The following is a 26,521-nucleotide window of genomic DNA, read 5'->3' as shown; positions in this document are numbered from 1 at the left end:
AACTGGAAGGGTGAAGCCACCGAAGCACCGACCCACCCTGGGGGAACCTCGCGATGACCGCACCGACACCGCGCAGGGCCGTACTGGTCGCCGCCCTCGCCGTCGCCACCGCCGCCACCGTCTCCGGCGGCAGCGCCTCCGCGGCCGCCCCGCCCGCACCCCGGGGCCCGGGCCGGACCGTCGACAACCGGTTCTGGTTCTCTTACGCCCACTGGCTGGCCGGCACCCACCAGGGCACCGCCGCCGTCGCCGGTGCCCGCCCCGGCCTGGAGATCAAGGCCCCGGCCGGCCGGACCGAGTACGCCGACCCGCACACCGGCAGGAAGAGCGTCTGGGAGTACGCCACCTGGACCTCCCCCGTGCACCGCTCGGCCGTCCCCGCCACGGAGGCCGTCGCCTCCTGGAACGCCCGCACCCCCGCCGGCAGCTGGATCCGGATCGAACTGCGGGCCACCTACGACGACGGCACGGCCACCCCCTGGTACGTCATGGGCCGGTGGGCCTGCGGCGAGGACGACATCCGCCGCACCTCCGTGGACGGCCAGACCGACGGCCGGTCCACCGTCTGGACCGACACCCTGGCCGTCGACACCCCGGCCGGCGGCCCGCGCCTCACCGACTGGCAACTGCGCCTGACCCTGTACCGCAGGCCCGGCGCCGACCGCGGGCCCACCGTGTGGCTGGCCGGCGCCATGGTCTCCGACGTCCCCGACCGGTTCACCGTCCCCGCCTCCACCCCCTGCGGGCGGGCCCACGAACTGAAGGTCCCGCGCTACTCCCAGGAGGTCCACAAGGGGCGCTACCCCGAGTACGACAACGGGGGAGAGGCCTGGTGCAGCCCCACCTGCTCCCAGATGGTCATCGAGTTCTGGGGTCACCGGACCGCCGCCGCCGACACGGCCTGGGTCGACCCGCGCTACTCCGACCCGCAGGTGTGCCACGCGGCCCGCTCCACCTATGACGCCGCCTACAAGGGCTGCGGCAACTGGTCCTTCAACGCCGCCTACGCCGCCACCTACCCCGGGCTCGCCGGCGTCGTCACCCGCCTCGCCTCCCTCGCCGACCTGGAGAACCTGGTCCGGGCCGGAATCCCGGCCGTCACCTCCCAGTCCTTCCTCGCCGAGGAGCTCACCGGCGCCGGCTACGGCACCGCGGGCCACCTGATGACCGTCGTCGGGTTCACGGCCGCCGGGGACGTCGTCGTCAACGACCCGCACGCGCCCGACAACCCTTCCGTACGCCGCGTCTACAAGCGCCGCGAGTTCGAGAACGTCTGGCTGCGGTCCAAGCGCCACAACGCGGCCGGGAAGGTGGTCTCCGGACCCGGAGGCGTCTGCTACCTCTACGCCCCGGCCCTGCCGGACCCGGCCCGGATCGCGGCCCTGCGGGCGGTCGGAGTCCTGTGAGAGCCGCTTTGCCGATCATCGCTCCGTGGGCCTTCGCGAGCGAGATGGACACCACCCGCACCGTCGTCAGCAACGTGATCACCGGAGCCGTCGCCCCGTGCCTCGGCCTCGCGATGGCGGCGATGGCCGGCCGCAGCCGGGGGACCCGGATCTGACCGGCTCTCCGAAGGGACCCCATCGGCCGGATCCCGGCCGCACCGGCAGCCCCGGGCGGCCGCGGTCCGGCGCCATGACGCGCGCCACCAGTGACCATCATCTCTACCGCGAAGGGTGCGAACGCTGGCACATTGGACACCATGACAGCCCACAGCGCCGCAGCCGACGCCCCCGCCCGCACCCTCGTCCGCACCGGCGGACCCAAGGAAGACTCCTCCTGGCTGGAGCACGTCCTCGGCTGGACGCTCGTCGTGGTCGTGGCCATGTTCGTCACCCAGGTCGGCTGGCTGTAACTTCCCGCAGCACCCCCCCGCGCGCCCGTCACGTTCGCCGTGACGGGCGTTTTCGCGTCTCCGGACGGCGGGGCTGTTTGACGCCGGACGATCATGGCTGCACTATTCCACTAATCAGATAGTGGAATGAGGTGAAGAGCATGGAATTCCGGGTCGACCGACGCAGCGGCGTCGCCACCTACCTACAGCTCGTCACCCAGGTCAAACAGGCGCTGCGGCTCGGCGTACTGGAACCCGGCGACCGGCTGCCCACGGCCCGGGAGGTGGTCGAAGCCACCGCGATCAACCCCAACACCGTCCTCAAGGCCTACCGGGAGCTCGAGCGCGAAGGCCTCGTCGAACCACGCCCCGGTGCGGGCACCTTCGTACGGCGCTCCCTCTCCCGCCCCGAGGCGGCGGCCGACTCGCCGCTGCGCCTCGAACTGGCGGCCTGGACCGCCCGGGCGCGCGAGGCGGGCCTGGACCGCGAGGACATCACCGCGCTCATCACGGCCACCGTGGACGCGAGCTTCAGAGAGGACACCACGTGAGCGACCCCACCGCCGCACTCCGGGCGACACGCCTCGGCAGGGCCTTCCGCGGACACAGCGCCCTGAGCGACTGCGACCTCGAACTTCCCGCCGGACGCGTCACCGCCCTCGTCGGCCCCAACGGCGCCGGCAAGAGCACCCTGCTCCAGCTCGCGGCCGGCCTGCTGCGCCCCACCACCGGGCGGATTCAGGTCTTCGGCCACGCCCCCGGCTCCCGCGAGGCCCGCGCCCGCACGGCCTTCCTGGCCCAGGAGAAGCCGCTCCACCCGCGGTTCACCGTCGCGGACACCCTGCGGCTCGGGCGCGAACTCAACCGCGGCTGGGACCAGGCCCTCGCCGAACGCCTCGTACGAGCCGCGGGCATCTCCCTCACCGCCCGCGTCGGCTCCCTCTCCGGCGGAAACCGGACCCGCGTGGCCCTCGCGCTCGCCCTCGGCAAACGCGCCGAACTCCTCCTCCTGGACGAGCCCCTCGCCGACCTCGACCCCGTCGCCCGGCACGACGTCACGGCCCTGCTGATGGCCGAGGCCGCCGAGCGCGGCGTCACCATCCTCATGTCCTCGCACGTCCTGTCCGAGCTGGAGGACGTCTGCGACCACGTCCTGCTCCTCAAGGACGGCGCCGTACGCCTCGCCGGCGACGCCCAGGAACTCCGAGCCGCGCACACCCGGATCACCGGCCGCGCCCACCCCCTCGAACCCGACGGCCTGCCCCACGACTTCGACCGGAGCACCGTCGTCCACGCCGTCACCGCCGGACGCCAGGTCACCGCCCTCGTCCGCGGCGGCTCCGCCACAGCCGCGGCCGCCGGCGAGGAGGACCGCTGGATCAGCGAAACCCCCACTCTGGAGGACCTGTTGCTCGCCCACCTGCGCGCCCCGCGCGCCGACCGTACGGAGGCCGCCGCGTGAAGGGCGTCCTGTGGCTGGCCTGGCGCCAGCAGCGAGCGATGATCACCACCGGCCTCGTGCTGCTCGCGGGAGTCGCGGCCTGGGCCGCGTACACGCGCTCCGAGATGACGACGCTGATCGACGACTACGGCTTCGTCCCCTGCAAGGGCTGGAACGGCGGCTGCGAGAGCCTGGGCAGCTTCCTGGTCCTGGACGCGAGCACCGGCCCCATCAGAACCCTCGGCACCCTCGGCCTCGCCCTCCCCGCCCTCATCGGAGTGTTCTGGGGCGCCCCGCTGTTGGGCCGCGAACTGGAGAGCGGAACCCTCAAGCTGGCGCTCACCCAGGGCGTCAGCGGCCGCCGCTGGTTCGCCGCCCGCTTCGGCCTCGCCGCGCTCTTCGCCGTGCTCGCCTCCGGCATCGTCGCCGCCCTCGTCGCCTGGTGGTGGGCGCCCGTGTCCAACACCCTGGACGGGCTCTACTGGTACGACGCGTACATATACAACGCCACCGGACCCGCCTCCGTGGCCTGCGCCCTGTTCGGCCTCGCCGCCGGCACGGCGATCGGCCTGCTGGTCCGCCGTACCCTGCCCGCCATGGCCGTCACCTTCGCCGCGATCGGCACGGCCGGCCTGCTCGCCCGGGCGCTGCGGACCGGCTGGATCGCTCCGGAGACCCGGATCACCCCGGGCATGACCCCCAAGACGCCCGTCGGCAGCGCCTGGTCCACCGGCGAGTTCGGCTACCTCACGAGCGACGGGCGCGAGCACGACATCAACACCCCCGTCTGCCAGACCTCCGGCGAGGAACTCAGGCAGTGCATGGCGGAGCACGGCTTCGTCGCCCGCTACCACAAGGTCTATCCCAGCAGCGACTTCTGGACCTTCCAGTGGATCGAGACCGCGCTCTACCTCGGCCTCGCCACCGTCCTGGTGGCCCTGGTCCTGTACGTCCTGCGCCGCCCCGCCGCGACGGCCCGCGCCGCCGCGACCACCACCGCCGCGCGGCCCGCGACCGCCACGACCAGAACGGCCGCCGGCGTCTGAACTCCCTCCACACCACCCACAGGGGACCCCTCATGGCCACGAAGAAGAACCTTCAAGCCGACCGCGGCAGCGTCACCCACAAGGTCCGCTACGCGCTGAGCAACCCGACCCGCATCGCCCCCTACGTCCGCCGCGCCGCCCGCGACGCCTGGCTGCGCCACAAGCACCCCGACCACGTGTCCTACTACCGGGCCGTCATGGCATCCGACACCGGCCGCAACCCCGAGGCCGCCGTCGGCAGCCAGACCCACGACCGCTGGCTGGCCCTGGGCAAGATGCAGTTCGACTACCTGCTCGGCCACGGCCTCGCGCCCGCCCACCGCATGCTCGACATCGGCTGCGGCAACCTGCGGGCCGGCTGGCGCTTCATCGAGCACCTCGACGCCGGCCACTACTACGGCATCGACATCTCGCCCGACATCCTCATCTCCGCCAAGGAGACCCTGACCAGGCAGCGCCTGCAGGACAAGCTGCCGCACCTGACCATCACCCGGGACCTCACGCTGGACTTCCTGCCCGACCGCCACTTCGACGTGGTGCACGCCCACAGCGTCTTCTCCCACTCCCCGATCGGGATCATCGACGAGTGCCTGGCGCACGTGGAGCGCGTACTGGCCCCGGGCGGCTGGTTCGACTTCACCTTCGACCGCACCGAGGGCGCCGAGCACCAGGTCCTGCGCGAGGACTTCTACTACCGCACCGAGACCCTGGTGGACCTCGCCGCCCGGCACGGACTCAAGGCGCGCCTCATGGACGACTGGGAGCGGCTCGGACACGGCCAGTCCAAGATCCGCGTCACGGCGGGCTGACTGCCGGCGCGTACGCCTACGGGGGACCGGCGGGGCCGCGGGGGAACTGCTGCCGGGGGCTGCCATACTTCAGCCATCCGGCGGCAGTTCGAGTCCAGGGCCGAATGTGAAGAGTAGTCAGCATCGGGGTAAGACCGGGCGTTCTCGGGTCCGTAGGGACGAACTCATGGCGACCGGGCGCAAGTTGTTCGCCGACACCTCGTACGACGCCCTCTCCATGGACGACATCGCCAAGCAGGCGGGCGTCGCAAAAGGACTGATCTACTACTACTTCAAGAGCAAGCGCGGCTACTACCTCGCCATCGTCGAGGACTCCGTCGCCGAGCTCGTCGCCCGCGCCGGCGGCGAGACCGGCCTCCCGGCCGCCGAGCGGGTCCGGCGCACCATCGACGGCTACCTGTCCTACGCCGAGCACCACCGGGCCGCGTACCGAACCATCGTCACCGGCGGCGTCGGCTCCGACGCCGAGGTACTGGCCATCCGCGACGCCGTCCGCGAGGAACTGGTCGCCACCATCGCCGAAAGTGCGTACGGCCGGCGCACCGTCCCGCCGCTCGCCCGGCTCGCACTGGTGGGCTGGCTCTCCTCCGTCGAGGGGATCACCCTGGAATGGACCGGCGCCCTCGGCGCCGGCGCGGACGGTCAGCCCGACCGGGCCCGGCTCGGCGCGCTCCTGGTGCGCCAGCTGCGCACCACACTGGACGTGATCGAGGAGTTCGTCCCGGAGTGCCCCGCTCCGCCCACCCCCGGGGAGTCGGCCGGACGTCGAGACGATCTTGCACCGGTGACGGGGAGCCCCTGATCGGGCATACTCAACCCGCCGCAGCCGCTGAACAGCCCCTTCCGTGATCCGGGAGGGCAGTATCGGCTGTGAGAGCACCGAGATCCGGCGGCGCGTCCCACACCCTCACGCGTCGCCGCCGTGCCCCGACCAGGGAGAAGAGCGCCGCCATGACAGACCGCGCCCCGCAGACGGTGGACCGTCAGCTGCCCACCGAGGAGTCCCGCGACCTCCTCGCCCTCGTACGCGAGATCGCCCAGCGCGAGATCCGCCCCCGGGCCGCCGATGAGGAGGACGCCGGGAGCTTCCCCCGCGAGGTCTTCACCCTGCTCTCCGAGGCCGGCCTGCTGGGTCTCCCGTACGCCGGAGAGTTCGGCGGCGGCGAGCAGCCGTACGAGGTCTACCTCCAGGTCCTGGAGGAGCTGGCCGCGGCCCGCCTCACCGTCGGCCTCGGCGTCAGCGTGCACTCCCTGGCCTGCCACGGGCTGGCCGGCTACGGCACCAGGGAACAGCAGGCCGCGCACCTGCCGGCGATGCTCGGCGGCGGCCTGCTGGGCGCGTACTGCCTCTCCGAGCCGGCCGCGGGCTCCGATGCCGCCTCGCTGACCACCAAGGCGGTGCGCGACGCTGGGGGCACCTCCCGCTCGAGCGGAGCGGAGGGCGGGGGAGACTGGATCATCACCGGCACCAAGGCGTGGATCACCCACGGCGGCGTCGCCGACTTCTACACCGTCCTGGCCCGCACCGGCGTCGAGGGGCCCAAGGGCATCACCGCCTTCCTGGTTCCCGGGGACGCGGCGGGTCTGACGGCTGCCGTGCCGGAGAAGAAGATGGGCATGAAGGGCTCGCCCACCGCCCAGCTGCACTTCGACGGGGTACGGGTGTCCGACGCGCGCCGCATCGGCGAGGAGGGCCAGGGCTTCACCATCGCCCTGGCCGCCCTGGACGCCGGACGCCTGGGCATCGCCGCGTGCGCCATCGGCGTCGCGCAGGCGGCGCTGGACGAGGCCCTGGCGTACGCCCTGGACCGCAAGCAGTTCGGGCACCCGATCGCGGACTTCCAGGGGCTGCGCTTCATGCTGGCCGACATGGCCACGAAGATCGAGGCGGGCCGTGCGCTCTACCTCGCGGCGGCACGGCTGCGGGACGCCGGCAAGCCGTTCTCCCGGCAGGCGGCGATGGCCAAGCTGTTCTGCACGGACGCGGCGATGGCGGTCACCACGGACGCGGTACAGGTCCTCGGCGGCTACGGCTACACGGCGGACTTCCCGGTCGAGCGTCTGATGCGCGAGGCGAAGGTGCTCCAGATCGTCGAGGGCACGAACCAGATCCAGCGCATGGTGATCGCCCGCCACCTGGCGGGACCGGAGACGCGCTAGGGGGTGGGGGCTGGGCTGGGGGCCGGGGGTGGGTCGGGTCCGGGGGTCAGTTTCCGAAGAGCGGACCGTTCGGCCAGATGGGAGAGCCGGTGATCCGGGACCACTCCGGGTCGCGCCGCCCCGGCACGGTCCGGCCGTCCTCGCTCCAGCGGGCGACCAGCGCACTGTAGATGGGCGGGTCGGGAAACCGCTGCCGGGACCCGGGCCCCGGCTGAACCGATTCTTCGTAACCGGACGGCACCAGCCGCCGTCGGCGTCCCGTCCGTGGCGTGGAAGTCTCAACCGTGGTCATGCCGGGGCAACGCGTCAATCCGCCCCCAGGTAATCGCTTCCCCTGCCCGGGGATCCGTTCGAGGGGTACCCGGGGCTTCGGGGGCGGTGGGGGGCTTCGGGGGCGGGTGGGGGGCCTGAGTCGGTGGGGGCTGAGTCCGGTGGGGGCTGATCAGGGAGGGTTTGGGGCTTCCCGTCAGTCCTTGTCCTTCCGGGTCGGGCCGCCCTGTCAAGGGCGCTCCCTTCGGTCGCGTCGCTGCGCGATGGCCTGCGGCCACCCTTGACAGGCCGTCCCGACCCGGAAAGACAAGGACTGACGGGAACCCCCCAAAAGAACGGTCCACTGGGTCCAGATACCGACCCATGGGCATCAGCGACCGGGCCCCTAGCCGCCCCGGGGGCGGGGCACGCCCCCGTCCGGGCCCGCAGAAGGCACTCCGGGGTCGGGGGGCTGCCCAACCTGCACCAAACAGCGCCCAGATGCCCCTCCCCATCCCCTACGCGCCAGATCGCTACGCGCTTCTCATCTCTCAGCGTCCGACGGCCGTCTGGGGCTGGACATAGGCCGCCCGGGATCGCTACGCAGCTGAGGTGATCTGGCGGCGATCGGCACGGCATGGGCGGATCATAAGCCGCCGTACAAGGTGAGTTGGCGATGGCCGATGGCGTCTGCGGGCGGGTGGGGGGTAGCGAAATGATTCAGCGGGCGGTGAGGAGGTGCCTTCGGGCCGCTGGAGGCCGCCTGTGATGGTGTGTGGGCGCCGCGAGCGGCTTACCGGAGCGTGACGCCCAACCATCGGACATCCCACTCCATCAAGTGATCCACCCGCCCCCACGCCACCCCACCATCTCCCCAATAGCGCCCTAATGAGGGCAAACGACCCGCTGTCGCGTGAGGGAGACGTCTGTAGCGATCGTGGGCGGCCTGTGTCCAGCCCCAGACGGCCGTCGGACGCTGAGAGATGAGGAGCGCGTAGCGATCTGGCGCGTAGGTGGTCCTGATGGGCTTCTGGGCGCTGTTTGGTGTCGGTTGGGCGGCCTCCGGCCCGGATTGCGTCCCTGTTCGCCCCGCGTGCGGATCGTGCCTGCCCCCGGCGTGCCAAGGGCGCTGGTCCCTGATGTCCGTTAATGGACTCCGTCCCCAGTGGACCGTTCTTTTGGGGGGTTCCCGTCAGTCCTTGTCTTTCCGGGGCGGGACGGTCTGTCAAGGGTGGCCGCAGGCCATCGCGCAGCGACGCGACCGAAGGGAGCGCCCTTGACAGGGCGGCCCGACCCGGAAGGACAGTGGGACTGGCGGGAAACCCCCAAACCCTCCCTGATCAGCCCCCACCGGACCCAGGCCCCCGCCGCCTCCGAAGCCCTCGAGCTGCTTCCCTGTCTCCGCCCCGCCCTCCCGGCCAACCGTGCCGCCCTGTCAGGTTGTGCCAGAAGTCTGGCCGTGGGTCCAGATTCTGACGTACCGTCATATCTACTCCAGCCGCGCCCCCGCCGCCCCCCGACCTGCCCCGACCACCCAACAAGCCCCCCGTTCCCACCCCCCCCCCCCCCCCCACGCCCCACCCACACGCCCCCACCCACCCCCCCCGGAGGCCCCGCCATGCCCGCCGATCGCCCCGTCGCTCTCGACGAGTACCCCATCCACCAAGCGCCGCTGTCGATGAAGCACCTCGTCAGCGGGGACCGCAACGCCTACGACCGGTGCATCTTCCACGTCTTCGACCACACCGGCCGCGCCGTCCTCGTCCTCGGCCTCGGGGTCTACCCCAACGCCGGGGTCATCGACGCCTACGCCACCCTCCGGGTGGGGGACGAACTCCTCGCCGTGCGTGCCTCCGACGCGCTCACCGACGACCGGATGAACCTCTCCGTGGGGCCGCTGTCCGTCACCGTCGACGTGCCGCTGCGGCAGCTGACCCTGCGCTGCGCCGCCGACCCGGACGACCCCGACGGGCTTTCGTACGACGTCACCTGGACCGCCGAGTTCCCCGCCGTCTGGGAGCCCCACCACATCCAGCGGCGCGGCGACCGGCTCATGCTGGAAGGCCGCCGGTTCGTCCAGGCCGGACACGTCACCGGCACCATCCGGGCCAGGGGCGAGGAGTTCACCCTGACACCGGGGGAGTGGACCGGAACCCGCGACCGCAGTTGGGGGGTGCGCCCCATCCCCGGGGAGGACGGCGGCCGGGCCGCCGAGGAGCACCGCCCCGAGGGCTTCCACTGGCTCTGGATCCCCGTCCGTTTCGAGGACCGGTTCCTCATGGTCATCGCCCAAGAGGACGCCGACGGACACCGCACCCTGAGCGAGGCCCTCCAGGTCTTCCCCGAGGGCAGCGGCCGCCACGACGTACAACTGGGCTGGCCGCACACCGAGATCCGCTACCGGTCCGGCACCCGCCACCCCGTGGGCGCGGTGGTCCACCTCACCGACCCCGCCGGGCGCAAGCCGCTCGAACTCGGCGTCCAGATACTCGCCTCCTCCCCGCTCGCCGTCGGCGCCGGCTACCCGCCCGCCGCCGACTGGCAGCACGGCACATGGCAGGGCCGGGGCTGGACCGACCGTCGCGTGTACGACCTCTCCGACCCCACGGCCCACCCCATGGCCGCCTTCGGCGTCACCGACCACTCGGCCCGCTTCACCCTCGACGGACGGGTTGGCCACGGCATCTTCGAGCACGGCAGCTTCGGCCGCCACGAGCCGAGCGGCTTCGCCGACTACTCCTCCGTCGCGCCCTAGGGACTTCCTGCCGATCAGGCCGGCCACGCCCGCCCGGAGCCAGCCACCTCACCGGACCACCACCTCACCCGGACCACCACCCCCGTCGGACCCGCAGGACCCGTAGGAAAGGGGCTCTCCATGGCCACCGCACCACGTCCGCGCACCTCCACCCGGGAACCCGAGGAGCTCGGCCGGCGGCTTGCCGCCTGGCTGGACACCAGGCTGCCCGGTGCGAAGGTCACCAACGTCTCCGTCCCCGGGTCCAACGGCATGTCCAGCGAGACCCTGCTCTTCGACCTGGACCACCCCGAGGCCCCGCTGCGGGCCTGCGCGCTGAGGCTCGCCGCAGACCCCGCCGCCTACACGGTCTTCCCCACCTACGACATGCCGCGCCAGCACCGCGTGATGAGCCTGGTGGCCGAGCACACCGACGTGCCCGTCCCGCGCGTGCAGTGGCTGGAGGAGGACCCGGGCCCGCTCGGGACGCCGTTCTTCGTGATGGCCCGCGCCGAAGGGCGGGTCCCGCCCGACGTCATGCCCTACACCTACGAGGGCAACTGGCTGCACGCCGCCACCGACGCCGAGCGCGCCGCGCTCCAGGAGGCGAGCATCTCCCTGCTGGCCCGCCTGCACGACCAGTTCCCGGCCAAGAAGGCCGAGTTCCTGCTGCCCGAGGGGACGGGCAGTCCGCTGCGCCGGCACGTGGACGCCCAACGCGCCTACTACGCCTGGGTGGTGGGCGGCCTCGCCCCGTCCCCGCTCATCGAGCGGGCGTTCGCCCGTCTGGAGGAGCTGTGGCCGCGGGAAGAGGGCCCGGCCGTCCTCAACTGGGGGGACGCCCGCATCGGCAACGTCGTCTACGACGGCTTCACCCCCGTCGCCGTCCTGGACTGGGAGATGGCGGCGTACGCCCCGCGCGAGGTGGACCTCGGGTGGACCGTCTACCTCCACCGGTTCTTCCAGGACCTCACCGTCGGCTTCGGCCAGCCCGGACTGCCCGACTTCCTGCGCCGCGAGGACCTGGAACGCCGTTACGCGGAACTCACCGGGCACACCCCGCGCGACATGGAGTTCCACACGCTCTACGCGGCCCTGCGGCACGGGATCGTGATGCTGCGCATCGCCTACCGGCAGGCGCATTTCGGCGAGGTCGAGATCCCCGCGGATCCGGACGGCCTGATCCTGCACCACGCCAGTCTGGCCGCCATGGTGCAGGGAACGTACTGGTAGGGAATCCGGCAGGAGGCCCGGCGCAGCGCCGGGTCGGGCCGGTCAGGCCGCCTGTGCGTGCTGGCGGCGCGTCTGCGGGAGCAGCGGGCTCGGCATGCGCACCGGACGCGAGCCCGGACCGCCGACGTGCGAGAAGGGCTGCGTGCGCCAGTCGAGGCCCTGCGGCAGGCTCAGCATCACGACGGGTTCCAGCTCCTGCGGTCCCGTCGGCTGCTGGACCATGCCGACGGTGGGCAGTGCGTCGCCGACGGGTCGCCCGGTGCCCGCGCACACCGTGAGCCCGAAGGGGTTCCACGGGGTCAGGCAGAGGGCGTGCTGCGGCAGGTACTCCTCGTCGGCGACGAGGGCGATCGACTGGCCGCAGTCGGGGCACACCGCGTGGTGGATGTCGAAGGCCTCGTGGTCGTCGAGGTATTCGCCGTCATCCGCGTACGCGGCCTCCTCTCCGGGATCGAGAGGTGCCAGGGGCTCCGGTTCGGTGCGACCGGCGCGCTTGGTGTTCAGCATGGATGTACTCCCCCTTGGGTGGGCCGGGCGGGCTTGTTCTACGGCCTCGGCCACAGCAAGCACTTCCCGTCGCGCGGCACGAGTAACCACAACAGCCCGCCGTACGCCCGCATACAGTTGTGGCCTTGGTCACATGCCCGGCGCAGATGCCTCCAGTGGGCGGACAGCACTGTGCCTGGGGAGGCGTTGGGCCTTAGGTTGAGCGGCTATGAGCGCAATGGAGGAGCTGGACCGCCAGATCGTGGATCTGCTCGTGCGGGACGGGCGGATGAGCTACACGGATCTGGGCAAGGCCACCGGGCTGTCCACGTCGGCGGTCCATCAGCGAGTACGCCGGCTGGAGCAGCGCGGTGTGATCCGCGGTTACGCGGCCGTGGTCGACCCCGAGGCCGTCGGGCTGCCGTTGACGGCCTTCATCTCGGTCAAGCCGTTCGACCCGAGCGCCCCGGACGACATCGCCGACCGGCTGGCCGGGGTTCCCGAGATCGAGGCCTGCCACAGCGTCGCGGGCGACGAGAACTACATCCTGAAGGTCCGCGTCGCGACCCCGCTGGAGCTGGAGGACCTGCTGGGCCGCCTGCGCGCGCTCGCACACGTCTCGACGCGCACCACGGTGGTCCTGTCCACCCCCTACGAGGCCCGCCCGCCCCGCGTGTAGCGGACCCGGCGGTCGGGCGGGGCCGGGCGACGCGCGAGACTGGTGCGCATGACTGACCGCACCGCCCACTCCGCCGAGGCCGCCGGAGCACCGACCAGGACCGTCCTCCTCCGCGGGGGCGAGGTACACAGCCCCGCGGACCCCTTCGCCACGGCGATGGTGGTCGAGCGCGGCCGCATCGCCTGGGTCGGCTCCGAGGGCGCGGCCGACGCCTTCGCGCAGGGGGTGGACGAGGTCGTCGACCTCGGCGGGGCGCTCGTGACACCCGCTTTCACCGACGCCCACGTCCACACCACCTCGGCCGGCCTCGCGCTCACCGGCCTGGACCTCTCCGCCGCGCCCTCGCTGTCCGCCGCGCTGGACCTGGTACGCGCGTACGCCGCGAGCCGTCCCGCCGACCGGGTGCTCCTCGGGCACGGCTGGGACGCCGCGCGCTGGCCGGAGCGGCGCGCCCCGCGCCGTGCCGAGCTCGACGAGGCCGCCGGGGGCCGCCCGCTCTACCTCAGCCGCATCGACGTGCACTCGGCGGTGGTCACCACGGCCCTGCTGGACCTCGTCCCGGGCGTGGCCCCCGACGGCGACGAGCCGCTGACCCGCGACGCCCACCACGCCGTGCGCGCCGCCGCGCTGGCGGCCGTCACCCCCGCCCAGCGCGCCGAGGCGCAGCGGGCCGCCCTGGACCGGGCCGCCTCGCTCGGCATCGGCTCCGTGCACGAGTGCGGCGGGCCCGGCATCTCCAGCGCCGAGGACTTCACGGCCCTGCTGGAGCTGGCGGCGCAGCGGCCCGGGCCGCGCGTCTTCGGGTACTGGGCCGACACGGACCTGGACCGGGCCAAGGGGCTCGGCGCGGTCGGCGCCGCCGGAGACCTGTTCGTCGACGGCGCCCTCGGCTCGCACACCGCGTGCCTGCACGCTCCGTACGCCGACGCGCCGCACACCGGTACCGGCTACCTGGACGCGCGCGCGGTCGCCGAGCACGTCGCCGCGTGCACCGAGGCGGGCCTGCAGGCCGGGTTCCACGCGATCGGCGACGCCGCGATCAGCGCTGTCGTGGAGGGTGTCCGGGCCGCCGCGGAGAGGGTCGGCCTGGCTCGGGTCCGCGCCGCCCGGCACCGCGTGGAGCACGCCGAGATGATGACCCCGGCCGCCATCGCCGGCTTCGCGGAGCTGGGCCTGACCGCGTCCGTGCAGCCCGCCTTCGACGCTGCCTGGGGCGGTGAGGACGGCATGTACGCCGACCGGCTCGGGGTCGAGCGCGCCCGCACCCTGAACCCGTACGCGGCCCTGCTCAAGGCCGGTGTCCCGCTGGCCTTCGGCTCGGACGCGCCGGTCACCCCGCTCGACCCGTGGGGGACCGTACGGGCTGCCGCGTTCCACCGGACCCCACAGCACCGCATCTCCGTCCGGGCCGCCTTCACCGCCCACACCCGGGGCGGCTGGCGGGCGCTGGGCCGCGACGACGCGGGGGTCCTGGTCCCCGGCGCGCCGGCCGACTATGCCGTCTGGCAGACCGGGGAACTGGTGGTCCAGGCGCCCGACGACCGGGTCGCCCGCTGGTCCACCGACCCGCGTTCCGGCACCCCCGGACTGCCCGATCTGACCCCCGGCGCGGAGCTGCCGGTATGCCTGGCGACGGTGGTCGGCGGGCGGGAGGTATTCGTACGCCCACAGGGGTGATCCGGCGGGCCTCGGTTCGGTGCGGGCGCCCGGACCCGGATAGGTTCGGCCGGGTCCACCACAGGACGTCCGTGCCGGACGGACCCGTCTGACAGCGCGCCCGCGCCTCGGGAGCGAGGGAAGGTTTCGCCGGTGGGGGCACCCCCAGCGGCAGTTGGGGGAGGGTGGCCCCAGTTCGGGGCCCGGCGGTCCAGTAGACAACGGTCGCGGCGGCCCGCAGCCAGCGGGAGTCCGACCGGCCCGAAGGACCGCGGGCCCCGATCACTGTTCTAAAGTCATTGACTGCGACCAGACCTACAGGACGTGCACGAGCACAAAGGGGACTCAGTGAGCGACGGCGGACAGCGGACCTACGGACCGCTCGGTACGGCCTTGGTGATCATTCCGACCTACAACGAGGCGGAGAACATCGGGCTGATCGTCGGCCGCGTCCGCGCGGCGGTGCCCGAGGCCCACATCCTGGTCGCGGACGACAACAGCCCGGACGGAACCGGAAAGCTCGCCGACGAGCTGGCGGCCGGCGACGACCACGTGCACGTCCTGCACCGCAAGGGCAAGGAGGGGCTCGGCGCCGCGTACCTGGCGGGCTTCGTCTGGGCCCTGGACGCGGGCTACGGCGTGATCGTCGAGATGGACGCCGACGGCTCGCACCAGCCGGAGGAGCTGCCGCGCCTGCTCACCGCGCTGTCCGGCGCCGACCTGGTGCTGGGCTCCCGCTGGGTGCCGGGCGGCCGCGTCGTGAACTGGCCCAAGAGCCGCGAGATCCTCTCGCGCGGCGGTTCGACCTACTCCCGCCTGATGCTGGACGTCCCGATCCGCGACGTGACCGGCGGCTACCGGGCCTTCCGGCGCGAGACCCTGGAGGGCCTGGGCCTGGACGAGGTGGCCTCGGCGGGCTACTGCTTCCAGGTCGACCTGGCCCGGCGGGCCGTGCAGAAGGGTTTCCGCGTCGTGGAGGTGCCGATCACCTTCGTCGAGCGCGAGTTCGGCGACAGCAAGATGAGCAAGGACATCGTGGTGGAGGCCCTGTGGCGGGTCACCCAGTGGGGCCTCAAGGCCCAGGCGGCCAAGCTGCTCCCCGGCAAGGCCGCGCCGGCCGGGGACAAGGACGCCGGCGGGGCGGACAAGGACGCCGGGCGGTCCTGACCGGCCGGGGCGGCCCCCTAGGGGATGTCCGGTACCTCCGGCTGAGGCTGCTTTTACGCGGGCCCAGGCACACTGGTGGGTATGACGACCGGTGTTCCCACCTCGACGGCCCCCCGGCCGCGGCGCTCACCTGCCCGCACGTTCCTTCCCCTGGCGTTCGCCGCCTGGCTGATCCTGGAGATCTGGCTGCTCGGCCTGGTCGCGGGCGCGGCCGGCGGGCCGGCCGTGGCCGCGCTGCTCGCGGGCGGGATGGTCCTGGGTGTGGTGGTCATCAAGCGCGCGGGGCGCCGTGCCTTCAAGAACCTGACCGAGACCTTCCAGCAGGCCCAGCAGGGCGTGCCGCCCACCCCGCAGCAGCCGGGCCGGGGCAACGGCCTGACCATGCTGGCGGGCCTGCTCCTGATCATGCCGGGCCTGCTGTCGGACGTGGCGGGCCTGCTCTGCCTGCTGCCCCCCGTCCGCGCGTGGATCAGCCGCCGGGCGAGCCGTTCGCTGGAGCGGAAGATGGCCGCGGCGCCCGCCGGCACCTTCGGTGACGCGTTCCAGCAGGCGCGTATCCACCACCCCGACGGCAAGGTCGTGCCGGGCGAGGTCATCCGCGAGGACCGGCCCGGGCAGCAGCCGGGGCCGGACACCGGCTACCGCCCGCCGCTCGCCCCATGAAGGAACCGGGGGCGGGTCCGTAGGAGACCCGCAGACCGCGCAACAGCCGAGGGGCCCCGCCACACAGTGTGTGGCGGGGCCCCTCGGCTGTTGCTGTCGTCCGGCTGTCAGGCGGACTTGCGGCTGTCCCGCGGATGCACGGCAATGTTCATGGCGCCGGAACGGAGGACCGCGAGCCTTTCGGCCAGCACTTCCTCCAGCTCCTCGCGGGTGCGCCGCTCCATGAGCATGTCCCAGTGCGTTCGCGCAGGCTTGCCCTTCTTCTCTTCGGGCCCGTCCCCGTCCACCAGGAGTGCCATGGCGCCGCACGCCTTGCACTCCCACTCCGGCGGAATTTCTGCCTCAACCGAGAACGGCATCTCAAATCGATGTCCGTTCTGGCATGCGTACTCCACCGCCTGGCGCGGGGCCAGATCGATGCCGCGGTCCGTCTCGTAGCTGGTAACCACGAGGCGCGTACCGCGGAGAGCTCGCTCACTCATGAATCGTGCCTCCCGGGCTTTGTCGCCCACAGGACAGGTGTCGCTGTCGTCGTCATCCGGTCAACGTCCGGTCGGCGGTATAGATTCCCGCTCCGGGTCATGCGTCGCCCGTCGTGCCGCCCCTTGTTGTACCCACCAATGCCCGTTTTGTCACATCTGGCAGCAGATGTCACCCAACGTCTACACTTCTCAAGCGCGCAGTAACGGTCCGCCTGGCAGGCCAAAGGCGTACACTACCGGCCCTTGGCTTCAACGTCTAAATCCGTTCGGAATTCGTTCGTGAATCCGGACCGCGCGCCCACGCGGAGCCGCTCTCAGATCCGCTCCGGTACAGGATTGCCTGCCGCCTCCACCGCACGCCGCACCGGCACTCTGGCCAGCAGCACGAATCCCAGTGCGAAGAAGACCACCAGCGAGATGATCGCGTCCCGGTAGCTGCCCGTGACCTGGTAGGTCAGGCCGAACACCAGGGGTCCCACCCAGCTCAGGCCGCGGTCGCTCATCTCGTACGCCGAGAAGTACTCGGCCTCCTTGCCCGCCGGCACCAGGTGCGAGAACAGCGAGCGCGACAGCGCCTGGCTGCCGCCCAGCACCAGCCCGATCATCGCGGCGAGCGCGAAGAACCACACCGGGGTCCGGGCCGGCAGGAAGTAGCCGGCCGCCAGCGTCACCGCCCACGCCGCCAGCGAGCCGAGGATCGTCCGCTTGGCGCCGTAGATCCGGGCCAGCCGTCCCATGCCGAGCGCGCCCGCCACCGCCAGGACCTGCACCAGCAGCACCGCCCCGATCAGGGTGGACTGCTCCAGCTCCAGCTCCTCCGAGCCGTAGATCGAGGCCTGGGAGATCACCGTCTGCACGCCGTCGTTGTAGATCAGGTAGGCCAGCAGGAACGACAGGGTCAGCGGATAGCGCCGCATGTCCTTGAGCGTCGCGACGAGCTGCTTCCAGCCGCTGACGGCCGGGCCCGCCCCCGCCTCCCGGACCACGGCCCGGTCCCGCAGCCGGCGCAGCGGGATCAGCGCGAAGGCCCCCCACCACAGGCCCGCCGAGGCCAGGCAGATCCGCACCGCTTCGCTCTCGGACAGGCCGAAGGAGTCGTGCCCCGTGTAGAGCACCAGGTTCACCACGAGCATCAGGGAGCCCGCGGTGTAGCCGAAGGCCCAGCCCCGCGACGAGACCGTGTCCCGCTCGTCCGGTGTGGAGATCTGCGGCAGGTAGGCGTTGTAGAGCACCATCGAGACCGACAGCGCGGCGTTCGCGACCACCAGCAGCAGCCCGCCGAGCAGGTAGCGCTCGCCGCCCAGGAAGTACATGCCCGCCGTGGCCGCGGCGCCGGTGTACGCGGCCACCGCCAGCATCGGCTTCTTGCGGCCGGACCGGTCCGCGATGGCGCCCACCAGGGGCATGAGCAGCACGGCCAGGATCACCGAGGCGGAGACCGAGTAGGCGAAGAAGGATCCGGCGCGCACCGGTACGCCCAGCGGGTGCACGAAGCCCTCGGCGTCCGCGGCGGCCTTGGCCACCGACGTCAGGTACGGCCCGAGGAACACCGTGAGCACGCTCGCCGAGTACACCGAGACGGCGAAGTCGTAGAAGTACCAGCCCCGCTGCTCGCGCTTGCGCGCGGCCGCCGCCACCTCGTCCGGTCTGCCGTCCTCAGCCCCCGGTTCCGCTTCGTCCGAAGTCTGCGCACTCATCGGTGCCCCCTCGCTGGTCCCCGTACCGCGCGGCCCCCCGGAGTCCGCGCGGGACCAGCGCCTTCGTCAGGCCCAGGCCCCGCGCTGGTCCAGCACCGCGCGCAAGATGTCGATCCGGTCGGTCATGATGCCATCGACTCCCAGGTCGAGGAGAGACTCCATGCGTTCCGGTTCGTTCACGGTCCACACGTGCACCTGCAGGCCCCGCTCGTGCGCGGTCCGCACGAAGCGCCGGTCGACCACGCGGATGCCCGCCTGGATCTCCGGAACCTGGGCCGCCACCGCCCCCACGCGCAGCGCCGCGGGGATCGCGTACGAGCGCAGCCGCAGGCCGACCACCCCGCGCACCCCGTAGGAGGTGGCCAGCCGGGGGCCGGCGAGCTTCTGCGCCCGGGCCACCCGGCTCTCGGAGAAGGAGCCCACGCAGACCCGGTCCCAGAGGCCCGCCCGGGCGATCAGGTTCACCAGGGGGTGCAGCGCGGACTCGGCCTTGACGTCGATGTTCCAGCGGGCGTCCGGGAACTCCGCGAGCAGGTCCTCGAAGAGCGCCGGCGGCTCGGAGCCGCCCACCCGCGCCTCGCGGATCCGCTTCCACGGCAGCTCGGCGATCCGGCCCTGCGCGTCGGTGACCCGGTCCAGGGTGGAGTCGTGGAAGGCGACGAGCTTCCCGTCCGCCGTGGCGTGCACATCGGTCTCGAAGTACCGGTAGCCCGCGTCGGCGGCCCGCCGGAAGGCGGCGGCGGTGTTCTCCAGCCCGTCGGCGGCCCCTCCCCGGTGCGCGAAGGGGATCGGAGCCGGGTGGTCCAGATACGGATGGCGAAGGCGTACGTGCGTCACGGCCGCAGTATCCCCCGAGGCGAGGGGTACTCGTGTCCGCGGGGTGAACGGGGAACGAGAACGCGGCGGGGACGACCCCCGCCCGGGCAGGCCCCTGGTGCGGGTGGACCGGGGCGTGACAGTCTGTCTCCGCAGACTGCAATCCAATCCCGGCCTCCGGCGCGACCGTTCGAGGCCAATTCGACGAAGGTGGACCGGACGCAATGGCCGAATGGACCTCGGCGGTCGGTGCCGCGCAGCTCGCCCGCCTGATCGGCTCCCAGCAGGAGCGCCCCGCCGCCGCGGGCGCCCGCAAGCTGCCCGCGTACCGGACCCTCGCCGACGGGATCCGCCTCCTCGTCCTCGAAGGACGGGTCCCGGTGGCCGCCCGGCTCCCCGCCGAGCGGGAACTGGCCGCCGCCCTCTCCCTCAGCCGCACCACCGTCGCCGCCGCGTACGAGGCCCTGCGCGGGGAGGGGTTCCTGGAGTCCCGCCGGGGAGCCGGCAGCTGGACCTCCGTGCCGGCCGGGAATCCGCTGCCCGCCCGCGGCCTGGAACCGCTGCCGCCGGAATCCCTCGGCTCCATGATCGACCTGGGCTGCGCCGCCCTGCCGGCCCCCGAGCCGTGGCTCACCAAGGCGGTCCAGGGCGCGCTGGAGGAGCTGCCCCCGTACGCCCACACGCACGGCGACTACCCGGCGGGCCTGCCCGCCCTGCGCCGGATGCTCGCCGACCGCTACACCGAGGCGAGCATCCCCACCATGCCCGAGCAGATCATGGTCACCACCGGCGCGATGGGCGCGATCGACGCCATCTGCAGCCTGTTCGCCGGGCGCGGGGAGCGGATCGCCGTCGAGTCCCCCTCCTACGCGAACATCCTCCAGCTCATGCGCGCGGCCGGGGTGCGGCTGGTCCCCGTGGCGATGGCGGACGGGCTGGCGGGCTGGGACATGGACGTCTGGCGGCAGGTGCTGCGGGACTCCGCCCCCCGCCTCGCCTATGTCGTCGCCGACTTCCACAATCCGACCGGAGCCCTGGCTTCCGAGGAGCAGCGCCGGGCCATGGTCGTGGCCGCCCGGTCCGCGGGCACCGTCCTGGTCGTCGACGAGACCATGCTGGAACTGGGGCTCGACCCCGGACTGGAGATGCCCCGCCCGGTCTGTTCCTTCGATCCGGCCGGCAGCACGGTGATCACCGTGGGCTCGGCCAGCAAGGCGTTCTGGGCGGGCATGCGGATCGGCTGGGTCCGCGCGGCTCCCGACGTGATCCGGAGCCTGGTCGCGGCCCGCGCCTACGCCGACCTTGGCACGCCGGTGCTGGAGCAGCTCGCGGTGAACTGGCTGATGCGGACCGGGGGCTGGCAGGAGGCCGTCGGCATCCGCCGGGAGCAGGCCCGGGGCAACCGGGACGCGCTGGTCGCGGCGGTGCGGCGGGAGCTGCCGGACTGGGAGTTCGAGGTACCGCGGGGCGGGCTCACGCTGTGGGCCCGTGCGGGCGGCCTGTCGGGCTCGCGGCTGGCCGAGGTGGGGGAGCGGGTCGGCGTACGGGTCCCCTCGGGTCCCCGGTTCGGCGTGGACGGCGCCTTCGAGGGGTACGTCCGTCTCCCGTTCACGGTGGGCGGCCCGGTGGCCGAGGAGGCGGCCGCCCGTCTCGCGGCGGCGGCCCGCCTGGTCGGTACGGGCGCGGGCGGCAGCGGCGCGGAGCCGCCCCGCACGTTCGTGGCGTGACCCGCCCCGGCGCCGCCCCCGCGCGCCCGGCCTACGGCGTCTCGGACGCCAGCTCGGGCGTGTCGACAGCCGAGCCCTGGGCGGGGGGCTGCGCCTGCCCCCGGCTCCCGGTCCCGCCGGGCGCGAGCCGCTCCGGGAGCAGCTCCAGCACGGCCTGGCGGAACGCCGGCTGGGCGTCGTCGTCGTACGGGTCCGGGGTGGCGGGCACCTGGAGCCGGTGCACGGGACCCGAGCCGAGCCGGGCGTAGCCCCGGCCGGGCGGGACCTGGGCCGGCGGGGTGGTGTGCGGCGGCAGCCCCAGGACGTCGGCGACCTGTTGGATCGTGGCGGGCCCGAGGACGACCCGGGCGCGGGTGTGCTGCCAGACGGCGTCGTGCAGCAGCTCCAGGTGCTCGAACTGCTCGGTGACCGCCACGGTGACGTGCGCGGCCCGCCCGTGCCGCAGCGGCACCTGGAGCTGGGCGAGCGGATCGGGCCCGCCCTCGGCCGCCGCGAGGTGCGCCAGCACGCTGGGCCGGTCCAGCAGGATCCACAGCGGGCGGCGGGTGTCCTCGGGTGCGGGCCGGCCGGCCTCGCGGGCCCGGTGGGCGGCGATCAGGCGCCGCTCGGTCTCCTTCGCGGCCCACTCCAGGGTGGCCAGCGCCCCGACCGGCCCGCATTCCACGGCGATGACGCCGCCGCGGCCGGTCAGGCAGGAGTACTCGCCGCTGCCGCCGCCCTCGACGATCAGTACGTCGCCGCCGTGCCGCAGGGCCTGCAGGGCGATGGAGCGCAGCAGGGTGGAGGTGCCGCTGCCGGGCTGGCCGACGGCCAGCAGGTGGGGTTCGGTGGCGCGGGGGCCGGTGCGCCAGATGACCGGCGGCACGTCCCGGGGCTGATCGCCCTCCAGGACGGGCAGGGTGCGCCGGACGCTTCCGGCGTCCGTGAAACCGAGGACGGTCTCACCGGGCGAGGTCACGAAGGGTTGGGCGGCGATGCCCGTCGGCAGCGCCGCCAGCACGCTCAGGTCGAGCTGGTTGCCCTCCTCGTCCCATTCGAAGAGATACTCCCGTCCGCGCCCGGACTTGGCGTGCAGCAGTGCCTCGATCCGGGCCCGTGAGGCGGCCTCGCCATCGGTGAAGTAGGCCGGGTAGCGGATGTGGAGCCGGGTGACGCGGCCCGCCTCGTCGAACTCGTAGCCGCTGAAGGCCTTGTCCCATTCCCCGCCGTGGGCGAAGAGCGGGCTCGGGTCCTCCGGGGTGGAGAAGTACGGCACGAGTGCTTCGTAGAGGGAGGCGAGGCGTTCGGTCTCGGCATCGCCGGGCCCGGTCTTCACCGGGGTGCGGTCGCGTCCCTGCCAGGCCGCCGCCGCCATGAGGGTGATCAGGGCGAGGAGCGGACCGTAGGGGACGAGTGCGACCACGAGGACGCAGGCGGCTCCCAGGAACAGCGCGGGACCACGCTTGTCCTTGGGGGTTTCGGACCATTTGCGCCGCCCGGCCGAGGCCAGGATGCGCAGGCCGCGTCCGATGGTGAGGAGCGGATGGAGGACGTCCGTGGCGCTGTCGGCGGCCGTGCGAGCGAGGTCGCGGCCCCTTGTCAGCGACACGGTGCCGCTGCTGAGGATGCGGGGAAGTGGGCGCCGGGCCACGGGCGTCTCCTGGAGTTGTGGGTGTTCGGGTGCTTCGGGTGCGGCTGGTGGTCGCCGTGCCTCGGGGCGGGCTAGAGCTTGATCCCGCCGAGCAGGCTCGCGAGGCTCGCCGTGCTCGCGGTGATGCTCGGAGCGATGGCGGAGCCGGCGAGGAAGAAACCGAACAGGGAGCAGACGAACGCGTGGGACAGCTTCATCCCGTCCTTCTTGAAGAAGAGGAAGCAGATGATGCCGAGCAGGACGACGCCTGAGATGGACAGGACCATGAGAATTTCTCCTGGTGGGTGGGGACAGTCACCATCAGTTCTTCCAGGCTCACAGGAAGTATCAATGCGACAAAAGGTGCATACGGGTGAATACAGGAGTTTTTCACTGGACCGGGTCACTCCGACTGGCGCGTCCGGCGCGAAGGGGGGCAAGGGTGATCCTTACCTCGGCCTGGCCCCGACATGTGCAGGTCCGGGCGCTACGCTGACGCTTCACCCGTACGGACGCAGTGCCGTGCAACCCCCTGCCCGCCCGGCCCGGGGGCTGCCCACCGGGGCGGACATGCCAGCAGCCAGTGAAAGGCGGTACGAACGATGAGCGAGCACACCGACGGCGGCTCCGGTTCCCAGGGCGTCCCCGACGAGGACGTCATCGAACTGGCCACCAAGATCTTCGACCTCGCCCGCCAGGGCGAGACCGCCACGCTCGCCGCGTACCTCGACGCCGGAGTGCCGGCGAACCTCACCAACGACCGCGGCGACACCCTCGTCATGCTGGCCGCCTACCACGGCCACGCCGACACCGTCACGGCCCTGCTGGCCCGCGGCGCCGAGGCCGACCGCGCCAACGACCGCGGCCAGACCCCGCTCGCCGGAGCCGTCTTCAAGGGCGAGGAGGCCGTCATCCGGGCACTGCTCGCCGGAGGGGCCGATCCGGCCGCCGGAACCCCCTCCGCCGTGGACACGGCGCGCATGTTCGCCAAGGCCGACCTGCTGGAACTCTTCGGAGCCAAGTAGTCCGCTTTTTTGCCCGGTCCAGGCCGTGCCGGGCCGGTGTCCGAGCTCACAGGTTGGTCACGGCGGCCGTAAATGTGGTCGCGGCGCACAAACCGGCTGGGTCATCATGGCGTCGGATTCGATTCGCGAACATGACGGACGGGCAGGAGCGGGCTGGACACGACGGGTGTCCACACCCGGCGACTGCCGCACCGGCCGCCCTGGCCGCGAAGCACCGACGAGAGTGAGAAGGCAATGGTCTACATCGAGCGGAACCTGACGGCGAACGTCCTCACATGCTGTTACGCGGCCCTGTGAATCCCGATTCCCGGTTGCGTCCCCAGCTTGATTTGAGGCCATTCCCATGTTCGAACCAGTCATAGCGCCGAGCGGCACGCTGCTCGGGCTGCTCCAGCGGGGCCGTGGCGACGGCACGCTGCACGCACTCGCGGCGCCCAGGGCGGAGGCCCTGGCGGCCCTCGACCAGTGTGTGATCCGCGACCCGCGCCAGGACTGGCAGGTCGAGAACCGCTCCTTGTACTACGCCCGGCTGTACCTGGATCTCGACGGTCCCCTCGGCGCGATCGAGGCCCACCTCTTCGGGGCCGAGGACCTCCTCGACGAAGCCGAGGAGCGCACCGGCCTCGCCCTGTCCGTCCTGGGCCACCTCGCCTCCTACGGTCGCGACGACGCGCTCATGCTGCTGCGCCGGTACGCCGCCTCCGGAGCCAACTGGGCCTGGGCCCTCGACGAGCTCGCCCTGCGCGACGACGACGAGGGGCTGCGGTCCCTGGCCGAGCCGGTCATCGCCCGCTTCCCCCACACGGCGGAGGGTGAGGCGCGGCTGGCCGCCGCCATCCGCGACGCGTACGAGCCCAGGCCCTGGTGCCTGTGGGAAGAGTCCCCGCGGTACGGCGAGCGCCTGCGTGCCGCCCGCCGCCAGGGTTCCTTCGACCGCTGGCAGCGCCAGCTGTCCCCCAGCGGCCCCCAGCCCGGCTGGGGCGTCCAGGCCGTCTTCGACTGGGCCGCCGACGGCCTGCTCCGCGGCACCCCGCTGCACGTGCCCGCCGCGCGCTGTCTCGCGGCCGTGGCCCAGCCCGAGGACCGCCCCGTCATCCTCGCGGCGGCCGCCGGAGCCTGCGGCGAGGCGGCCCGCGCCACCGCCCTGCACCACCTCGTCCTCGCCGAACCGGAGAACCCGGCCGTGCTGGACCTGATCGAAGCCGCCGCCGACGAGCCCGCCGTGGCCGCGTACGAGCGCATGTGCGGCCCCGGCGCGGTGGAACGCGCCCGGCGCTGGATCCACCGGCCCGACGCCCTGGGGGCGGCGGCAGGGGCCGTCCTGGCCTCGCGGGGCGGCGCCGAGGACGCCGGCCTGGTCCTGGGAGTCCTGCGCTCCACCGTCCGCGGCGCGGGTCCCGACACCCGGGCGCTGTACGCCCTGGTGGACGGAGCGGGCCGGCTCGCGATCGGCTGCGCGGCCCCCGTGCTGCGGCACGTCTACCGCGAGACGGCCTCGTCCCACCTGCGCGGCCGGGCCGCCCGGGCCCTGGCCAGCACCGACCCCTCCTTCGCGGCCGGCTTCGCCGTCGAATGCCTGTGGGACTGCGAGGAGACCACCCGCGAGGTGGCGGCCCGCCACGCCGAAACCGCCGACGCCCGTGTCGCCCCCCGCCTGCGGCGCCTGGCCGCGGATCCCGCCGAGGAAGAGGACGTCCAGTCCGCCGTACGCAGCCGCATCGCACCGGAGTCCGCCGTGTAGCCCGCCGGCGCCCGCCCGAACACGCACGCGGCCCGGCCCCCTCGTTTCGGGGGCCGGGCCGCGTGCTGTCACGGGGCGGAATCGCGGAATCACGCCGCCGGGGTGGCCGGTGTGCCCGTGGGCGGGGTGGGGGACCCCGACCGCGACTTCAGGAGTTCCTCCAAACCCTCGGAATAGTCGACCGAGCAGGACGGCACCTTGGCGGTCTCGATCACGCCGAAGCCGACCCCCTGCTCACCCAGCGGGTGGTAGTCCGCGAACGTGAACGTGAGCGTGTAACCCGGAGGGACGGTCTTCGCGTTGACCTTGAACCAGGGGGCGCCGCCACCGCCGAAGCGCGGCACGACCTCGGCCTCGGGATCGGCCTGAGGGCCGCGGTATCCGCCGCCGAGCTCGGTGCACTGGGACCTGGGCCGCTTGGGAACCACCGCGGCCTGAACCCCCAGTTCCTTCAGCCGGTCGACCAGCGCCGGGATCTGCTCGTGTGTCGGCAGATCGAACCGCAGCGACCCGTCCGGATCCTTCGTGATCTCGGGCGCGTCGGAGGCCGAGGGGCTCGGCGAGCCGGCGGGCGGCGAACCGTTGCGGGTGCTGCCCGGCAGAGTCATGACGGCGACGACGGCGGCCGTGGCGACGCCCACCGCGAGCGGGATGCCGTACCGCCGGGCGAAGGACCGGGCGGGGGACGCGGGCGCGGCCTCCGGGAGACGGGCCAGGAGGGCGGCCTTCAGCCGCTCCTCGAAGCCGCTGGGCCGGGTGCTCATCGGGCTGCCTCCAACTGGTGTCGGAGGGCGTCCGGGGCGCGCAGCGCGCGCGCGCGCGGTGCAGGCGGACGCGGATCGTCGCCTGGGTGACGCCGGGCCTGGGCGGCCTCGGCCGGGGTGAGCTGGTCGAGCACGACCAGGTCGAGGGCGGCGCGCAGGGGCTCGGAGAGGCGGTGTGGCGCTCGGCCAGGTCCCTGAAGGCCCGCTGGGCGTCGATGCGCTCCTCCAGCGCCGCCACGTCCTCCTCGTCGAGCAGGCGGCGCCCGCTCAGCCGGGCCAGTGCGCCGCTCTCGCGGGCCAGCCCGCGGGCGTGGCCCGACAGGACGTTGCGGGCTATGCCGAACACCCAGGCGATCGGCGCTCCCCGGTCGGGCCGATAGCCGCGGGCCGATCCCATCGCGGCGAGGAAGACGTCGGCCGTCAGGTCCGCCGCCAGGTGCGGGTCGGCGACCCGGCGGGTGACGAAGCCGAGCACGGCGTCGATGTGTTCCTCGTAGAACGCC

26 protein-coding genes and 1 pseudogene are annotated in these 26,521 nt (G+C 73.0%); 19 read left to right on the top strand and 8 right to left on the bottom strand.

The window, feature by feature from the left end; all coding sequences use genetic code 11:
* Positions 1-53: 53 nt before the first annotated feature.
* The 11 genes from BGK67_RS07870 (at position 54) to BGK67_RS07825 (ending at position 11,506) form a co-directional block, all read left to right on the top strand.
* Positions 54-1,406 carry a peptidase C39 family protein gene (locus BGK67_RS07870; protein WP_069919313.1) on the top strand — a complete coding sequence of 451 codons (1,353 nt, stop codon included), beginning with the start codon at positions 54-56 and terminating at the stop codon, positions 1,404-1,406.
* A gap of 8 nt (positions 1,407-1,414) precedes the next feature.
* Positions 1,415-1,561 (top strand): SPW repeat domain-containing protein, encoded by a 147-nt coding sequence (locus tag BGK67_RS36080; RefSeq protein ID WP_244291173.1) that lies wholly within the window; start codon positions 1,415-1,417, stop codon positions 1,559-1,561.
* Between the two features lie 141 nt (positions 1,562-1,702).
* Positions 1,703-1,855: an SCO1431 family membrane protein gene (locus BGK67_RS37455; RefSeq protein ID WP_107488786.1), complete on the top strand. Its 153-nt coding sequence runs from the start codon at positions 1,703-1,705 to the stop codon at positions 1,853-1,855.
* A gap of 140 nt (positions 1,856-1,995) precedes the next feature.
* Entirely contained in the window at positions 1,996-2,385 is a 390-nt protein-coding gene (locus tag BGK67_RS07865) for a GntR family transcriptional regulator (RefSeq protein WP_069919310.1), read from the top strand.
* Positions 2,382-3,296 carry an ABC transporter ATP-binding protein gene (locus tag BGK67_RS07860; RefSeq protein WP_069919307.1) on the top strand — a complete coding sequence of 305 codons (915 nt, stop codon included), beginning with the start codon at positions 2,382-2,384 and terminating at the stop codon, positions 3,294-3,296. The genes BGK67_RS07865 and BGK67_RS07860 overlap by 4 nt, the downstream gene beginning before the upstream one ends.
* Positions 3,293-4,321, top strand: a complete 1,029-nt coding sequence (locus BGK67_RS07855) for an ABC transporter permease subunit (protein WP_069919304.1) — start codon at positions 3,293-3,295, stop codon at positions 4,319-4,321. Before BGK67_RS07860 ends, BGK67_RS07855 begins: the two co-directional genes overlap by 4 nt.
* A 32-nt stretch (positions 4,322-4,353) precedes the next feature.
* Entirely contained in the window at positions 4,354-5,130 is a 777-nt protein-coding gene (locus BGK67_RS07850; protein ID WP_069919301.1) for a class I SAM-dependent methyltransferase, read from the top strand.
* A 166-nt stretch (positions 5,131-5,296) separates the two neighbouring features.
* The gene (locus BGK67_RS07845; RefSeq protein ID WP_079154077.1) at positions 5,297-5,932 is read left to right on the top strand and encodes a TetR/AcrR family transcriptional regulator; all 636 of its coding nucleotides are present in this window, start codon (positions 5,297-5,299) and stop codon (positions 5,930-5,932) included.
* A 149-nt stretch (positions 5,933-6,081) separates the two neighbouring features.
* Complete coding sequence (locus BGK67_RS07840; RefSeq protein ID WP_069919296.1) at positions 6,082-7,290, top strand: acyl-CoA dehydrogenase family protein; 1,209 nt, start codon at positions 6,082-6,084, stop codon at positions 7,288-7,290.
* A gap of 1,867 nt (positions 7,291-9,157) precedes the next feature.
* A complete protein-coding gene (locus tag BGK67_RS07830; protein WP_069919291.1) occupies positions 9,158-10,294 on the top strand; it encodes an Rv3169 family protein in 1,137 nt (378 codons plus the stop codon).
* A gap of 120 nt (positions 10,295-10,414) precedes the next feature.
* Complete coding sequence (locus BGK67_RS07825; RefSeq protein ID WP_069919289.1) at positions 10,415-11,506, top strand: phosphotransferase family protein; 1,092 nt, start codon at positions 10,415-10,417, stop codon at positions 11,504-11,506.
* Between the two features lie 42 nt (positions 11,507-11,548).
* On the opposite strand, the gene BGK67_RS07820 is transcribed toward BGK67_RS07825, so the two are convergent.
* On the bottom strand, positions 11,549-12,013 hold the full coding sequence (locus BGK67_RS07820) for a hypothetical protein (RefSeq protein ID WP_069919287.1): 465 nt from the start codon (positions 12,011-12,013) through the stop codon (positions 11,549-11,551).
* Between the two features lie 217 nt (positions 12,014-12,230).
* Here BGK67_RS07820 and BGK67_RS07815 point away from each other — a divergent pair, with 217 nt between their 5' ends.
* The 4 genes from BGK67_RS07815 (at position 12,231) to fxsA (ending at position 16,157) form a co-directional block, all read left to right on the top strand.
* Positions 12,231-12,671: an Lrp/AsnC family transcriptional regulator gene (locus BGK67_RS07815; RefSeq protein WP_030011705.1), complete on the top strand. Its 441-nt coding sequence runs from the start codon at positions 12,231-12,233 to the stop codon at positions 12,669-12,671.
* 48 nt (positions 12,672-12,719) lie between these two features.
* Complete coding sequence (locus tag BGK67_RS07810) at positions 12,720-14,348, top strand: amidohydrolase (RefSeq protein ID WP_069919284.1); 1,629 nt, start codon at positions 12,720-12,722, stop codon at positions 14,346-14,348.
* Between the two features lie 327 nt (positions 14,349-14,675).
* The gene (locus BGK67_RS07805; RefSeq protein WP_208948663.1) at positions 14,676-15,494 is read left to right on the top strand and encodes a polyprenol monophosphomannose synthase; all 819 of its coding nucleotides are present in this window, start codon (positions 14,676-14,678) and stop codon (positions 15,492-15,494) included.
* An 81-nt stretch (positions 15,495-15,575) separates the two neighbouring features.
* On the top strand, positions 15,576-16,157 hold the full coding sequence (gene fxsA / locus BGK67_RS07800) for an FxsA family membrane protein (protein WP_069919279.1): 582 nt from the start codon (positions 15,576-15,578) through the stop codon (positions 16,155-16,157).
* 107 nt (positions 16,158-16,264) lie between these two features.
* Here fxsA and BGK67_RS07795 read toward each other — a convergent pair whose 3' ends face one another.
* The 3 genes from BGK67_RS07795 to BGK67_RS07785 all read right to left on the bottom strand — a co-directional run bounded on the left by BGK67_RS07795 (position 16,265) and on the right by BGK67_RS07785 (position 19,173).
* Entirely contained in the window at positions 16,265-16,639 is a 375-nt protein-coding gene (locus tag BGK67_RS07795) for an RNA polymerase-binding protein RbpA (RefSeq protein ID WP_007262928.1), read from the bottom strand.
* A 314-nt stretch (positions 16,640-16,953) separates the two neighbouring features.
* The gene (locus BGK67_RS07790) at positions 16,954-18,336 is read right to left on the bottom strand and encodes an MFS transporter (protein WP_069919276.1); all 1,383 of its coding nucleotides are present in this window, start codon (positions 18,334-18,336) and stop codon (positions 16,954-16,956) included.
* Positions 18,337-18,402: 66 nt separating this feature from the next.
* A complete protein-coding gene (locus BGK67_RS07785) occupies positions 18,403-19,173 on the bottom strand; it encodes a glycerophosphodiester phosphodiesterase family protein (protein ID WP_069919273.1) in 771 nt (256 codons plus the stop codon).
* A gap of 203 nt (positions 19,174-19,376) precedes the next feature.
* Here BGK67_RS07785 and BGK67_RS07780 point away from each other — a divergent pair, with 203 nt between their 5' ends.
* A complete protein-coding gene (locus tag BGK67_RS07780; protein WP_069919271.1) occupies positions 19,377-20,879 on the top strand; it encodes an SCO1417 family PLP biosynthesis transcription factor in 1,503 nt (500 codons plus the stop codon).
* 31 nt (positions 20,880-20,910) lie between these two features.
* Here BGK67_RS07780 and BGK67_RS07775 read toward each other — a convergent pair whose 3' ends face one another.
* Both BGK67_RS07775 and BGK67_RS07770 read right to left on the bottom strand, forming a co-directional pair.
* Positions 20,911-22,509, bottom strand: coding sequence for a P-loop NTPase family protein (locus tag BGK67_RS07775; protein WP_069919268.1), 1,599 nt, complete (start codon positions 22,507-22,509; stop codon positions 20,911-20,913).
* A 71-nt stretch (positions 22,510-22,580) separates the two neighbouring features.
* Complete coding sequence (locus tag BGK67_RS07770; RefSeq protein WP_030706611.1) at positions 22,581-22,775, bottom strand: hypothetical protein; 195 nt, start codon at positions 22,773-22,775, stop codon at positions 22,581-22,583.
* A 315-nt stretch (positions 22,776-23,090) separates the two neighbouring features.
* On the opposite strand from BGK67_RS07770, the gene BGK67_RS07765 reads away from it, so the two are divergent.
* Positions 23,091-23,513 (top strand): ankyrin repeat domain-containing protein, encoded by a 423-nt coding sequence (locus BGK67_RS07765; RefSeq protein ID WP_069919266.1) that lies wholly within the window; start codon positions 23,091-23,093, stop codon positions 23,511-23,513.
* Between the two features lie 343 nt (positions 23,514-23,856).
* Positions 23,857-25,254 carry a hypothetical protein gene (locus tag BGK67_RS07760; protein ID WP_069919264.1) on the top strand — a complete coding sequence of 466 codons (1,398 nt, stop codon included), beginning with the start codon at positions 23,857-23,859 and terminating at the stop codon, positions 25,252-25,254.
* Positions 25,255-25,343: 89 nt separating this feature from the next.
* Here the strand turns inward: BGK67_RS07760 and BGK67_RS39950 are convergent, their stop codons facing one another.
* Entirely contained in the window at positions 25,344-26,018 is a 675-nt protein-coding gene (locus BGK67_RS39950) for a hypothetical protein (RefSeq protein ID WP_069919261.1), read from the bottom strand.
* An 86-nt stretch (positions 26,019-26,104) separates the two neighbouring features.
* Between BGK67_RS39950 and BGK67_RS39945 the strand changes: the two genes are divergently transcribed.
* Positions 26,105-26,398: a hypothetical protein gene (locus BGK67_RS39945; RefSeq protein ID WP_244291172.1), complete on the top strand. Its 294-nt coding sequence runs from the start codon at positions 26,105-26,107 to the stop codon at positions 26,396-26,398.
* Here the strand turns inward: BGK67_RS39945 and BGK67_RS39940 are convergent.
* Positions 26,371-26,493, bottom strand: a pseudogene (locus BGK67_RS39940) (sigma factor); the annotation flags it as partial. The gene BGK67_RS39945 and the pseudogene BGK67_RS39940 overlap by 28 nt on opposite strands.
* Positions 26,494-26,521 lie beyond the last annotated feature (28 nt).

The sequence above is a fragment of the Streptomyces subrutilus genome (assembly GCF_001746425.1).
Taxonomy (GTDB): domain Bacteria; phylum Actinomycetota; class Actinomycetes; order Streptomycetales; family Streptomycetaceae; genus Streptomyces; species Streptomyces subrutilus_A.
This window is presented reverse-complemented; position numbering and strand designations above follow the sequence as displayed.

Coding starts and splice junctions, on each gene's coding strand:
- BGK67_RS07870 (WP_069919313.1), top strand. CDS start 54: ATGACCGCACCGACACCGCGCAGGGCCGTACTGGTCGCCGCCCTCGCC.
- BGK67_RS37455 (WP_107488786.1), top strand. CDS start 1,703: ATGACAGCCCACAGCGCCGCAGCCGACGCCCCCGCCCGCACCCTCGTC.
- BGK67_RS07865 (WP_069919310.1), top strand. CDS start 1,996: ATGGAATTCCGGGTCGACCGACGCAGCGGCGTCGCCACCTACCTACAG.
- BGK67_RS07850 (WP_069919301.1), top strand. CDS start 4,354: ATGGCCACGAAGAAGAACCTTCAAGCCGACCGCGGCAGCGTCACCCAC.
- BGK67_RS07845 (WP_079154077.1), top strand. CDS start 5,297: ATGGCGACCGGGCGCAAGTTGTTCGCCGACACCTCGTACGACGCCCTC.
- BGK67_RS07840 (WP_069919296.1), top strand. CDS start 6,082: ATGACAGACCGCGCCCCGCAGACGGTGGACCGTCAGCTGCCCACCGAG.
- BGK67_RS07830 (WP_069919291.1), top strand. CDS start 9,158: ATGCCCGCCGATCGCCCCGTCGCTCTCGACGAGTACCCCATCCACCAA.
- BGK67_RS07825 (WP_069919289.1), top strand. CDS start 10,415: ATGGCCACCGCACCACGTCCGCGCACCTCCACCCGGGAACCCGAGGAG.
- BGK67_RS07820 (WP_069919287.1), bottom strand. CDS start 12,013: ATGCTGAACACCAAGCGCGCCGGTCGCACCGAACCGGAGCCCCTGGCA.
- BGK67_RS07815 (WP_030011705.1), top strand. CDS start 12,231: ATGGAGGAGCTGGACCGCCAGATCGTGGATCTGCTCGTGCGGGACGGG.
- BGK67_RS07810 (WP_069919284.1), top strand. CDS start 12,720: ATGACTGACCGCACCGCCCACTCCGCCGAGGCCGCCGGAGCACCGACC.
- fxsA (WP_069919279.1), top strand. CDS start 15,576: ATGACGACCGGTGTTCCCACCTCGACGGCCCCCCGGCCGCGGCGCTCA.
- BGK67_RS07795 (WP_007262928.1), bottom strand. CDS start 16,639: ATGAGTGAGCGAGCTCTCCGCGGTACGCGCCTCGTGGTTACCAGCTAC.
- BGK67_RS07790 (WP_069919276.1), bottom strand. CDS start 18,336: ATGAGTGCGCAGACTTCGGACGAAGCGGAACCGGGGGCTGAGGACGGC.
- BGK67_RS07780 (WP_069919271.1), top strand. CDS start 19,377: ATGGCCGAATGGACCTCGGCGGTCGGTGCCGCGCAGCTCGCCCGCCTG.
- BGK67_RS07770 (WP_030706611.1), bottom strand. CDS start 22,775: ATGGTCCTGTCCATCTCAGGCGTCGTCCTGCTCGGCATCATCTGCTTC.
- BGK67_RS07765 (WP_069919266.1), top strand. CDS start 23,091: ATGAGCGAGCACACCGACGGCGGCTCCGGTTCCCAGGGCGTCCCCGAC.
- BGK67_RS07760 (WP_069919264.1), top strand. CDS start 23,857: ATGTTCGAACCAGTCATAGCGCCGAGCGGCACGCTGCTCGGGCTGCTC.
- BGK67_RS39950 (WP_069919261.1), bottom strand. CDS start 26,018: ATGAGCACCCGGCCCAGCGGCTTCGAGGAGCGGCTGAAGGCCGCCCTC.